This is a genomic window from Mesorhizobium sp., from assembly GCF_005063415.1.
Classification (GTDB): Bacteria; Pseudomonadota; Alphaproteobacteria; order Rhizobiales; family Rhizobiaceae; genus Mesorhizobium.
Window position 1 is genome coordinate 478 of the sequence record NZ_SUEG01000153.1, and the last position, 11,778, is coordinate 12,255.

The window sequence follows — 11,778 nt, forward strand, 5'->3', positions numbered from 1 at the left end:
GGAGAACACCGCGGCAGCCTAGAGCGGTTCATCCTTTCACGGAAACGCCGAACCGCTCTACCTCTTTGTTTTGCGCAATTCCGGACGGAAAACCTTTTCACAGTTTTCCTGGAATTGCTCTAGACGAGTTCGTTTCCGGCGCTCGCGACCGGAGTCAGGTATGGCTCCATCCTGCTGTTCAGGAATGATTTTCCGTGTCTGGTCTCTCCCTCATGAGAGAATCCTGTTCTATTGTGTCGCGCCATCGTGGAGGGAGCAGTGCATGGACGAAAAACCAGTCGATTCGCTCAGCGAAAGCGAGGCGGCAAGCGAGTTGAAGCGGTTGGCGCAGGAGATCGCCGAGCACGACCGGCGCTACCATGGCGAGGACGCGCCGATAATCACGGATGCGGAATATGATGCGCTGACGCGGCGCAACCTCGCCATCGAACAGCGCTTTCCTGCTTTGGTGCGCGAGGATTCGCCCTCACGCAGGGTCGGCGCGCCGCCGGCGGAAGGCTTTGCCAAGGTGCGTCATGCGGTGCCGATGCTCAGCCTCGCCAAGGCCTATACCGACCAGGATGTCGCCGATTTCATCGTACGTGGCCGGCGATTCTTTGACCGCGACAAGGATCTGAACATCGCCTTCACGGCTGAGCCGAAGATCGACGGGCTATCGGCTTCCCTGCGGTATGAAGGCGGTGCGTTCGTACAGGGGGCAACGCGCGGCGACGGCGTCGTCGGCGAGGACATCACCGCCAATCTCAAGACCATCGCCGATATTCCCAAGACCTTGAAGGGATCGGACTGGCCCGAGGTCATCGAAATACGCGGTGAGGTCTACATGACCTACGCGGAATTCGAGGCGCTGAAGCAACGTTCGGCGGCGATCGGCGGCCAGGATTACGTCAATCCGCGCAATACCGCGGCCGGGTCGCTCCGTCAGAAGGACCCGGCCGTTACCGCCAGCCGCAACCTCAAATTCTTTGCCTACGCCTGGGGCTATACCACAAAGGATCCGGCTCCGACCCAATACGATTCCGTGCAGAAATTCGCGGAGTGGGGATTCAAGGTCAGTCCGCTGATGGTCCGGGCAAAGTCAGTCGAGGAACTGGTCGCGCATTATCACCTAATCGAGACCCAGCGCTCATCGCTGGGCTACGACATCGACGGCGTCGTCTACAAGGTCGACCAGTTGGAGTTGCAGCGCAGATGGGGCTTCGTCACCGGCGAACCACGCTGGGCCATCGCCCACAAATTTCCGGCCGAACAGGCGATGACGACCGTGCTGAGGATCGACATTCAGGTCGGCCGTACCGGTACGCTGGCGCCCGTTGCCCGGCTTGCACCCGTCACGGTTGGCGGCGTCGTGGTTGAAAATGTCACCCTTCACAACGAAGATTACATCAAGGGTCTGGACAGCAACGGCCAGCCGATCCGCGACGGCTATGACGTACGTATTGGCGACACGGTGGTCATCCAGCGGGCAGGGGACGTCATTCCGCAGATCGTCAGCGTCGTAGCCGATAAGCGTCCGCCAGATGCCGTGCCCTATGAATTCCCGCACAAATGTCCGATCTGCGGCTCACCCGCAACGCGCGAAATCAACGAGAAGACCGGCAAGGAAGATTCCCGCCGACGTTGCACCGGCGAACTGATCTGCCCTGCACAGGCCGTCGAAGGATTGCGCCACTTTGTGTCGCGCGGCGCTCTGGATATCGAAGGCCTGGGCGCGGAAAACATAGACCTGTTCTTCAATGCCGGGTTGATCAGGACAGCCGCCGATATCTTCACTCTCAGGGACCGCCGTCCCGCCGTCACCAAGGCGCTGGCGGAGCGGCGGGAAGAGCAGGCCAGGCAGCGTGAGGCCGCATCGGGCAAGACGCGCAAGAATGTACGCAGTGTCGAGGAACGCAACTACGACGGCCTCGACAAGCTCTTCGCTGCCATCGACGCTCGCCGCGAACCGGAACTCGATCGCTTCATCTTTGCGCTGGGCATCCGCCATATCGGTGAAACGACGGCCGCTGTGCTGGCCCGAACCTTCTCGACGATCGAGGAGTTGATCCGCATTGGCAAGGAGACAGCAGCGGCAGCCGATCCACACACCGTTTTTCCTTCGATCAACGGCATCGGCGATACGGTGATAGGCGCGCTTCGCGATTTCTTCGACAATGAACGCAACGACGCCGTGCTTGAAGCGCTGCTTACACAGGTCCACCCGAAGCCGTACATTGTGAACGTCTCAGCCGATAGTGCGGTCGCCGGCAAGACAATCGTGTTTACAGGCACGCTGGAAAAGATGACGCGCCCGGAGGCCAAGGCGATGGCCGAACGTCTCGGCGCGAAGGTCGCCGGCTCGGTTTCTGCGAAGACCGATCTCCTGGTGGCAGGGCCAGGCGCCGGTTCCAAGCTGAAGGACGCGACCAAATTCGGCATCGAGGTGATCGACGAGGACACCTGGCTGCAGCGGATCGGCAAGGGCGGGTAATGGCGGCTGCGTTCAACGGTTTTGGGCAAAAGGCCATTCCCTTCCTCAAGGCGCTCGATTTTCATCAGAGCCGGGAGTGGTTTTTGGAAAATCGCGATCTTTTCGAGCGGGACCTACGTGATCCCTTCGGCGATTTGGTCGAGACGCTCTCCGAGCGCTTCACGGCATTGGGGCTCGGTTTGCGCGGCGACCGCAAGAAGTCGCTGTTCCGGATTAATCGCGACGTGCGTTTTGCCAAGGACAAACGGCCCTACAACCGGCATTTGTCGGCGATCCTTTCGCCCGACGGCACAAAGATGGAACAGGGCGTGTTCTACGTCCATATAGGGCTCGAGCGCTGCTTTGCCGCCATTGCCTGGTGGCAGCCCGGACCGGAGCTATTGCTGGCGCTGCGCAACGCAATCGCGAAGCGGCCCGCTGAATTCCGCAGCCTCGTCGCGGCGCTGAAGAAGAACGGCCTCGAACTCGACCCGGACGGCTGCATGAAGCGCCCACCGCGCGGCTTCGAGCATATCGCCGAGCCCGATCTCGCTGCCGCGATCCGCAACCGGCATTTTGCCGTCCGGCACGCAATTGAGCCGGCGGATATCTACGGAGCTGGATTGGTCGACGAACTCATCGACTTCGTCATGCGGGCCAAACCGCTGCTCGACTGGGGCAGGGCGATCGAAGGTAAGGCTTCGCCGCGCTAGGCACGGAAGCAAGCTTGCTGTGACGCTTCAGCTATCATTTCCGCTGATCGTTTGCCTCAAGCGAATTGGTGTGACAAGCCGGACCGCCCTCCCTACATAGGCCCTTCCCGAGGAGCGGTCGATGTCGGCGGAAGCAATCTCCGAAAACAGTGTGAAAAGCGATTTCTGGGACGGCGTGCGGCTCAGCATGCCCGTCGTGGTGGCGTCAGCGCCGTTTGCATTGCTGTTTGGGGCGCTCGCAGTCGACAACGGGTTTTCCGTGCTTGAAGCGTTTCTGATGAGCGCAACGGTCTTCGGCGGTGCCAGCCAGATGGTCGGCATCGAGCTGTTCGGCCAGCATGTTGCACCGTGGCTAATCGTGCTGTCGATCTTCGCGGTGAATTTTCGTCATGTACTCTATTCGGCCGGTATCGGCCGGCGTATCGCGCATTGGCCGCTGATGCAGCAGGCGATAGGCTATTTCGTGCTGACCGATCCGCAGTTCGCGGTGGCCGAGCGCAAGGCGGAGGCCGGCGAGACCGTCGGCTTTACCTGGTATATGGGGCTTGGGCTGCCGGTCTATCTGTTCTGGGTCATCGAAAGCACGCTCGGCGCGATATTCGGCAAGCTTATTCCCGACACCCGTGCGCTGGGCATCGATTTCCTGCTACCGATCTATTTTCTCGGCCTGGTCATGAGCTTCCGCAAGCGGCCGTTGTGGCTGCCGGTGGTCGTCGCCAGTGCTACCGCCTCCATCATTGCCTATAAAACGGTCGGCTCGCCCTGGCATGTCTCCATAGGTGCGCTGGCCGGCGTGCTGCTCGCGGTCATCCTGCCGCCCCGCCACAGCGGCGTGGAGGCACGGCCATGAGCACGACCTTGTGGATCATCATCGCCGCTTCGATCGCGACCTATCTGACCCGCATCGGCGGTCATCTGGTGATCTCACGCTTCGACCATATCCATCCGCGCGTCGAAGCCGGGCTGAACGCCGTGCCGGCGGCGGTGCTGACCACGCTGGTGGCGCCGGCGGCGCTCAGCGCCGGACCGGCGGAATGGGCAGCCTTGATCGTTGCCGGCCTGGTCTCGTTGCGCGGCGGCCTGATGGCGATGTTCCTGGCGGGTGCGGCCGTGCTGATCCTCGCGCGGCAGTTCGTCGGCTGATCGACTTTTGGCTTGGCGGCGAGAGCACACATGCGCTTTACCGCAGCGACTATTGCCGCGCCGACCCTCGATAGGCTCAGCCGGATCGCCTCCGCTCTCTCCTGGTGGGCGCAACGCACGGCGTCGCTATAAAGCGCTTCGCGTTGCTTTGGCGTCAATACGCTTAGATCGATCGGCTGGATGCCGAAAGGCTCAGGCGGCATTTCCATCTCCCCCGGTTCGCCGTGTTGATCGGCAGCTACACCGGCGATTTACGGGAAATGCCTAATCAGCTAAAATGAATAATTAAGATCGTTATGTTCTCCAGGAGAGATGTATGGATTTGGCCGATCTGCGCATCTTCCGCACGGTGGTGCGCGAGGGCGGAATCACCAGGGCGGCGGAAAAACTGTTTCGCGTGCAGTCGAACGTGACCACGCGCATCCGGCAGCTCGAGGAGGATCTCGGCGTGCAGCTGTTTATCCGGGAGGGCAAGCGCCTGCACGTATCGCCCGCCGGTCACAAATTGGTCGGCTATGCGGATCGGCTGCTGGCGCTTGCGGAGGAGGCGCGAACGGCGATGCTCGATCCGCGCCCGCGCGGCACGCTTCGCCTAGGTGCCATGGAGAGCACCGCCGCGGCCCGGCTTCCGGGTCTGCTCGCCGAATACCATGCACGGCATCCCGAAGTTGAAATCCAGTTGCGCACCGGCAATCCGCAGGTTCTCGCGACCGCCATGCTTGCCGGCGAGCTCGATGCAGCCTTCGCAGCCGAGCCGATCGCCGACGCCCCGTTCGAAAAGCTGCCCGCATTCCAGGAACAGCTGGTCATTGTCTCGGCGGCATCGCGCATTTCGGTCGAGGACCGCCTGTACATGCCCAAAACCATGATAGCCTTCGAGCACGGCTGCCCGCACCGCAAGCGGCTGGAACAATGGTATGCACGCAGAGGGTTCATGGCGGAGAAAACCATCGAGCTTGGTTCATACCACGCCATCCTTGGTTGCGTGGTGGCTGGCATGGGCATAGCGCTGATGCCGAAAAGTGTGCTTTCGGGTTTCCCGGAGAGCCGCTGGCTAAAGCTGCACGAACTGCCCTCTGACGAAGACAACGCCGTCACGGTGTTGTTCTGGCGCAAGGGAGCCGGTTCTCCCAACGTCACGGCCTTGCAAGAACTGCTTGCGGAGCAAAGCCTGTCAACCGGCGTTGCGGCCGCGGCTATTGCTTGAAGTCGTGCGGCAGCGGGGCGGTTGCTTTTTCCAGCCAGGCCAGTGTCTCGCCGTCGAGCATCGGTCCGATCTCGGCCAGCACCCGCGCGTGGTATTCATCCAGCCAATGGAGCTCGTCACGAGTCAGCAGGTCCGACCGGACCAGCCGCTTGTCGATCGGCGCCAACGTCAGTGTCTCGAAGCCGTGCATGGCGATGTCGCCGCCCTCGATCGCTTCAGCCGGCGTCACTAGGACGAGGTTTTCGATGCGAATGCCGTAAGCCCCTTCCTTGTAGTAACCGGGTTCGTTTGAAACGATCATGCCGGCCAGCAGCTTTTCGGTGCCGGTCTTGGCGATACGCTGCGGGCCCTCATGCACGGCAAGATAGGAGCCGACACCGTGCCCGGTGCCATGGGCGAAGTCGCATCCGTGTCTCCACAGCGCCAGGCGGGCTATGGCATCGATTTCGGAGCCGCGCGTGCCCTTGGGGAAGCGCAGCATGGAGATGCCGATCATGCCCTTCAACACCAGCGTGAAGCGCTCGCGCATCTCCTCGGTCGGCGTGCCAATCGGCACCGTGCGGGTGATGTCGGTGGTGCCGTCCTGGTACTGCCCGCCGGAATCGAGCAGGAACAGCTCGCCGTCCCCCAGTTTGCGATTGGTGGCGCGGGAGACGCGGTAGTGCATGATGGCGCCGTTGGGGCCGGCGCCTGAAATGGTGTCGAAGGACACGTCGCGCAGCGGCATTTGCGTTTCCTCGCCGGTCTGGCGGCGCGTCTCTTCAAGCCTGGTGACGACGGCGATTTCGTCGAGCGTGCCGGGCTTCTGGCGGTCGAGCCAGCACAGCAGCTTGGCGACCGCGGCGCCGTCGCGGCGATGCGCGGCGCGGGCGCCGGCGATCTCAGCTTTGTTCTTTGTTGCGCGTGGGATGCGGGCCGGATCGGGCACGGCAATGACGGTGCCGCCATTATCCTCGACCAGCATCCTGAGCTTGTCCGCCGCTAGAGCCGGGTCCAGCGCGATTTTTGCGCCGCCCTTGGCCAGGGTGACGATTGCCGTTTCGAATTCACCTGGTTCGTGCAATTCGGCGAGCTGCGTCAGGTAGGCCGCGACGGTGCGCGAAAACTTGCGCTGGTCCATGAAAAGCAGATGCGACCCGTCGGCGGCCAGCACGGCAAAGCCGAGCGCCAGCGGTGTGTGCGGTACGTCGCCGCCACGGATGTCGAAGGCCCAGGCGATGGAGGAGGGGTCGGTCAGCACGGCATGGGTGGCGCCGTCTTTCTCGATGGCCGCCGCCAGCCGCACCAGCTTGTCCTTGGCCAGTTCGCCGGCAAAGCCGATCGGGTGGATCTCGACCGGCGCCAATGGCGGCCCGGGCTGATCCTGCCAGATGGCGTCGATTGGATTTTGTTCGAGCGGCACCAGTATCGCGCCTGATTTCACGGCCGAGGCTTTCAGCGCCTTGACGTCACTGATCGTATGCAGCCACGGATCGAAGCCCAACCGCACGCCCTTGCCGAGATTGTCCTTGATCCAGTTGGCCGGCGGGTTGTCGACAAGGCTCTCGATCGAAAAGATGTCGAGATCGACTTCCTGGCGCACCTGCAGCGTGTAGCGACCGTCGACAAACATGACGGCGCGCTCGCCTAGCACAATGGCGACGCCGGCCGAGCCGCTGAAGCCGGTCAGCCATTTCAGCCGTGCCGAGCGGTCGGCGACATATTCGCCCTGGTGCTCGTCGGCGCGGGGCACGATGAAGCCATCCAACCGGTTCGCCGCCAACCATTGGCGCAGCATTGCCACGCGCGGCTTGCCAACGGCCGGATCCCCGGCGGAATCGAAGGTCTGGAACATGTCGGCTCTCCTCGAATGCTGGCGCGACCGTAGCGCATGACTTCGAAAATCGGAATCGATTTTCGGACCGATCATGGCCGGCCGCTGCAGTGTCTTTTTGCGCATGGAGGCCATGCAGAATCGGCGATTTCAAAAAGCGTCAACAGAGCTTACCTTCTTCACGTGGAGGAAAGAGTCCTATTGCCCTGCAAAGGAGACCGCCATGTCCACGATTTCAGCCAGACGCGGATTTTTCAGAAACGCTGTGAACGCGCTGATCGAAGCTCGCCAGCGCGAAGCGAGCCGGTATGTGAGCGGCGTTCTGCTTGGCTTTGATGACGAAACGCTGAAAGCTCACGGCTACGATCGCGAACAGCTGAAGAAAGCGGCGAACTCGCGCTAGGCTTGAGGAAATTCCGGCTTTGCTTGAAAGCGTCGCGCCTCAGCGCTTGAGGTGAATCGTCACCCAGCCCTCGCGGTGCAAGGTGCGGACGTGCCGGAATTTCTGCCCGACATAGGCTGCGATTACCGCGTCGCGCTGGCGCTCGAGGATGCCCGACAAAACGATCGAGCCACCAAGCGCGATATGCCCGGCCATTTGCGGCGCCAGACGCATCAGCGGCCGCGCCAATATGTTGGCGACGATCAGGTCGAAGGGCGCACGCGCGGCAAAGATCGGATGATGGAAACCCGCTGCCGCCACCGTTTCAATGAGCCCCTTGACATGGTTCAGCCGCGCATTGGCGGCGGCCACCGTGACGGCGACCGGGTCGATGTCCGTCGCCAGCACCGGAATATGCGCGAGCTTGGCCACCGCGATGGCGAGCACCGCGCTGCCGGTGCCAAGGTCGAGCGCGTTGCGCGGATGCTCGCGCCGTATGACCTGCTCCACCATTTCGAGGCAGCCGGCGGTGGTGCCGTGATGGCCGGTGCCGAAGGCAAGACCGGCCTCGATCTCGATGGCGAGCTCGCCGCTGTGGCGCTTCCTGCGGTCATGCGCGCCATGGACGAAGAAGCGCCCGGCCCGCACCGGCTTCAATCCCTCCAGCGAGCGCGCCACCCAGTCGATGTCGGGCAGCGCTTCGCGCGCTATCGGTTTCGACAGTGACAGTCCGGCAAGGATGTCCCTAAGCCGCGCCTCGACCGCATCGACGTCGTCGTCGGCATAGAGCGATACTTCGTGGATGTCGCGGTCCTCGTCGACCTCGAGCACCGCAATCGGCAGGCCCTCATCGTCGAACGCCGCACCGAGCGCCGCGAAGATGCGATCAGCCTCGATCTTGCCCGCGGTGAAATACAAGCGCGTCTGCGTCATTACCGGATATGTTAACCTTCCGCCGCCAGCCGTTTGAGCTTGGCGATGGCGGCGTCCGGGCTTTCGCCATAGGCAATGGTGCCGGCGAAATCGCCCTTGGCATTGAGCAGCAGCACCGAAGCGGTGTGGTCCATCGTGTAGTCGCCGTCGTTCGTGTCGACTTTCTTCCAGTAGATGCCGAAGGACTTGGCCATGGCGTGGACCTTGTCGGGATCGCCTGATATGCCGAGGATGCGATCGGAGAAATTGCTGACATAGGTGTTCATGATTTCGGGCGTATCGCGCTCCGGGTCGACCGTAACGAAATAGGCACGCAGCTTCTTGCCGTCGTCGCCCATCGTCTTCAGCCAGCCGGCCAATTCGAAAAGCGTGGTCGGGCAGACTTCCGGACAATGGGTGAAGCCGAAGAAGACGACGCTGGGGTGGCCGCGAAAGGCAGCTTCGGTGACCGGCGCGCCCTTCTGGTCGACCAGCGTGAACGGCGCTCCGAACGGCTCGCCGCCATAATGTCCGCGGTACCAGTCGAAGGTGAGCCAGCCGATTCCGGCAGCCATCAGGACGAGAATACCGACCAGAATTGAACGCATCATCAGTGAAGTCCGTCGTTATTTCCATCGGGCGCCGGATTGGCGCCGTGAAGGCCCTGGCTTGGCGAACACTCTTAGCGGTTCGGTCGCGCCGACGCAAAGATGTCGCGTTGCCGCAACTGGCAATGCTGTGGGAGGCGATCTGCTTGCAAAGCGCTGCCGTTTGTCCCACCTGAGGTCGGCAAAATTCGAACCGCAGGAGGCCTCTTTGCGAAAACTGATTGGCGGCGCGTTGGCCGCATGCCTTGTCATTGGTGCTGGCGCGGCCGCCGCCGAGGAAGTCGGCAAGGTCGGCGTCGATTGGCTCGGCAACGACATCATCGTCGAGGCGATCAAGGATCCGAAGGTCGAGGGCGTGACCTGCCACGTCTCCTATTTCGACCGCGGCATGATCGACCGCCTGCAGAAAGGCAACTGGTTCGAGGACCCGTCCGATTCTTCGATTTCCTGCCGCCAGACCGGGCCGATCACCATTGGCGACATCGACATGAGCGAGGCCGGCGAAGAGGTGTTCAAGCAAGGCATCAGCCTGATCTGGAAAAAGCAGGTGGTGAACCGCATCTACGACAAGGCCAACGAGACGCTGATCTACCTGTCGCATTCGCGCCAGGTGCAGGATGGCTCGGCAAAAATGTCGGTCACCACCGTGCCGCTCTACGGCCAGAACGTGGTGTGGACCAGCGGCAAGCCGAAATAGAGACTGAAGGTGGCGCGTCCAACAGATGCGCGGCGCAGCACTCGGCTTGCGAGACTATGCGCGCGGGCGTAAAGCGCGCGCATGGACCGTCCCGAACACCTTGTCCTGAAAGATTCCGAGCCGCGCATCCATCCGACGGCGGAGTTGAAGGCGTGCAAGCTTGGACGCTACGCGTCGATCGGCGAGCGGGTCATCCTGCGCGAGGTGGTGGTCGGCGACTTCTCCTACTTCGAGCGCCACGCCGAGGCGATCTATACGACGATCGGCAAATTCTGCTCGATTGCCGCCAACAGCCGCATCAATGCGCTGGAGCATCCGGTCGAGCGGCTGACGCAGCACAAGATCAGCTATCGGCCTAACGAGTACTTCCGCTGGCTGGGTGTCGATCAGGTATTCCGGGACCGGCGACGGGCGAAAGCCGTCAGCATCGGCCATGATGTCTGGATCGGCCATGGCGCCGTGATCATGCCTGGCATAGTGATCGGCAATGGCGCGATCGTCGGTGCCAATGCGGTGGTGACGCGCGACGTGCCGGTCTATGCAATCGTCGCCGGCGTTCCGGCCAGGCCAGTGCGGCAGCGCTTCAGCGCGGAAACTGCAGCCCGGATCGAACGTCTCGCCTGGTGGGACTGGCCGGTCGAGAAACTGGCCAGAGCAGTTCCCGACATGCAGGCCTTGCCCATCGAGGCTTTCCTCGACCGCTGGGAAAACGACGCCGCCTGATTGTTGCGAGCGCGGCGCGCGCGCGGTTTGACCGTGAATTCCACCTCACAGGGAACTCGAGGCAGCTGCCGATTGTTTCTCCCTGCCATGATCGAGAAGCTGTTCACCAGGATCGCCAACTATGTGGCCCATGTTGCCGGTCTGCCGCCGACGTTTGCCGTCTGTTTCCTGATCATTGTGGTCTGGGCGGTAAGCGGTCCGGCCTTCGGCTTTTCCGACACCTGGCAACTCGTCATCAATACCGGCACCACGATCGTCACCTTCCTGATGGTGTTTCTCATCCAAAACACCCAGAATCGCGACAGTGCAGCGATCCAGGCCAAGCTCGACGAGTTGATCCGCGTCAGCAAAGCCAAGAATACCTTTATCGGCATCGAACACCTGACCGAATCCGAAGTCGAGGAAATCCGCGCGAAATGTGAACGTGCGGCGAAGCGGCACGACGAACAGATCGCCGACATGGCCGCAGCCAAAGCGGTGGCTAAGAAGCGCAACGCGAAGAAGCACACGGCGGCGTGAGCGAGCTTGTTGTTCGGCTTCCCAACAGCGCGAATGGTCGCGGGATCATTTCATGAATGCTGCAAAGGCTTCCTTGTAGTCCGGGTGCCAGCGCGACAGAGCGGGGCGGTTCTCGATGATGTCGCCAATTGCCCAGGCCATGCGCTTTTCGTCCATGGACCGGGTCGCCTCGTTATCGGGACACAGGATATAGAAATCGCCGCGCAGCAGCGAGGCCAGCATGAAGTCGATGACCTGCTCGCCCGTCCAGGCGCCGGCCGGCTTTTCGGTCGCACCTTCGGTTAGGCCGGTAAAAGTGAACCCGGGAATGAGCAAATGCGCCGCGACACTGGCGCCGGGCTCGTTGCGCAGCGCGTGTGCAAGGCCCTCGGTATAGGTCTTCACGCCAGCCTTGGAGACGTTGTAGGCGAGGTTGCCGGGCGGCGTGGTGATGCCTTGCTTGGAGCCGGTGTTGACGATCAGGCCCGGTTTTCCCGCCGCCAACATGCCCGGCGCGAACGCCTCGACGCCATGCACGACACCCCAGAAATTGATGTCCAGCAGTCGCTTCCAGGCGTCACGGTTCTCCCACGGCTTGCCGGGGTTGTTGCCAACGCCGGCATTGTTCATCAG

The 11,778-nt window shown here is 62.2% G+C and carries 13 protein-coding genes; 9 read left to right on the forward strand and 4 right to left on the reverse strand.

Annotated elements, in window-relative coordinates:
• The first annotated feature begins 262 nt into the window (after positions 1–262).
• The 5 genes from ligA to E5W70_RS26835 all read left to right on the forward strand — a co-directional run bounded on the left by ligA (position 263) and on the right by E5W70_RS26835 (position 5,512).
• On the forward strand, positions 263–2,470 hold the full coding sequence (ligA, locus tag E5W70_RS26815) for an NAD-dependent DNA ligase LigA (RefSeq protein WP_292664147.1): 2,208 nt from the start codon (positions 263–265) through the stop codon (positions 2,468–2,470).
• Positions 2,470–3,162 carry a TIGR02453 family protein gene (locus E5W70_RS26820; RefSeq protein WP_292664149.1) on the forward strand — a complete coding sequence of 231 codons (693 nt, stop codon included), beginning with the start codon at positions 2,470–2,472 and terminating at the stop codon, positions 3,160–3,162. The genes ligA and E5W70_RS26820 overlap by 1 nt, the downstream gene beginning before the upstream one ends.
• Positions 3,163–3,283: 121 nt before the next feature.
• Positions 3,284–4,012, forward strand: a complete 729-nt coding sequence (locus E5W70_RS26825) for an AzlC family ABC transporter permease (protein WP_292664151.1) — start codon at positions 3,284–3,286, stop codon at positions 4,010–4,012.
• The gene (locus E5W70_RS26830) at positions 4,009–4,305 is read left to right on the forward strand and encodes an AzlD family protein (RefSeq protein ID WP_292664153.1); all 297 of its coding nucleotides are present in this window, start codon (positions 4,009–4,011) and stop codon (positions 4,303–4,305) included. Before E5W70_RS26825 ends, E5W70_RS26830 begins: the two co-directional genes overlap by 4 nt.
• 322 nt (positions 4,306–4,627) lie before the next feature.
• Positions 4,628–5,512, forward strand: coding sequence for a LysR family transcriptional regulator (locus E5W70_RS26835; protein ID WP_292664155.1), 885 nt, complete (start codon positions 4,628–4,630; stop codon positions 5,510–5,512).
• Here E5W70_RS26835 and E5W70_RS26840 read toward each other — a convergent pair.
• Positions 5,502–7,346, reverse strand: coding sequence for an aminopeptidase P family protein (locus E5W70_RS26840; protein WP_292664157.1), 1,845 nt, complete (start codon positions 7,344–7,346; stop codon positions 5,502–5,504). The genes E5W70_RS26835 and E5W70_RS26840 overlap by 11 nt on opposite strands.
• A gap of 73 nt (positions 7,347–7,419) precedes the next feature.
• On the opposite strand from E5W70_RS26840, the gene E5W70_RS33210 reads away from it, so the two are divergent.
• On the forward strand, positions 7,420–7,728 hold the full coding sequence (locus E5W70_RS33210; RefSeq protein WP_366509751.1) for a hypothetical protein: 309 nt from the start codon (positions 7,420–7,422) through the stop codon (positions 7,726–7,728).
• A 39-nt stretch (positions 7,729–7,767) separates the two neighbouring features.
• Here the strand turns inward: E5W70_RS33210 and E5W70_RS26850 are convergent, their stop codons facing one another.
• Together E5W70_RS26850 and E5W70_RS26855 are read right to left on the reverse strand one after the other, a co-directional pair.
• Positions 7,768–8,640, reverse strand: a complete 873-nt coding sequence (locus E5W70_RS26850) for a 50S ribosomal protein L11 methyltransferase (RefSeq protein WP_292664159.1) — start codon at positions 8,638–8,640, stop codon at positions 7,768–7,770.
• Positions 8,641–8,651: 11 nt separating this feature from the next.
• The gene (locus E5W70_RS26855; RefSeq protein ID WP_292664161.1) at positions 8,652–9,230 is read right to left on the reverse strand and encodes an SCO family protein; all 579 of its coding nucleotides are present in this window, start codon (positions 9,228–9,230) and stop codon (positions 8,652–8,654) included.
• Positions 9,231–9,435: 205 nt separating this feature from the next.
• On the opposite strand from E5W70_RS26855, the gene E5W70_RS26860 reads away from it, so the two are divergent.
• From E5W70_RS26860 to E5W70_RS26870, 3 genes are all read left to right on the forward strand, one after another.
• The gene (locus E5W70_RS26860) at positions 9,436–9,924 is read left to right on the forward strand and encodes a CreA family protein (RefSeq protein WP_254818969.1); all 489 of its coding nucleotides are present in this window, start codon (positions 9,436–9,438) and stop codon (positions 9,922–9,924) included.
• Between the two features lie 81 nt (positions 9,925–10,005).
• On the forward strand, positions 10,006–10,647 hold the full coding sequence (locus E5W70_RS26865; protein WP_292664164.1) for a DapH/DapD/GlmU-related protein: 642 nt from the start codon (positions 10,006–10,008) through the stop codon (positions 10,645–10,647).
• Positions 10,648–10,734: 87 nt separating this feature from the next.
• Entirely contained in the window at positions 10,735–11,166 is a 432-nt protein-coding gene (locus E5W70_RS26870) for a low affinity iron permease family protein (RefSeq protein ID WP_292664170.1), read from the forward strand.
• Between the two features lie 45 nt (positions 11,167–11,211).
• Here E5W70_RS26870 and E5W70_RS26875 read toward each other — a convergent pair.
• A partial coding sequence (locus E5W70_RS26875) for an SDR family NAD(P)-dependent oxidoreductase (RefSeq protein WP_292664166.1) occupies positions 11,212–11,778 on the reverse strand: 567 nt, incomplete at its 5' end.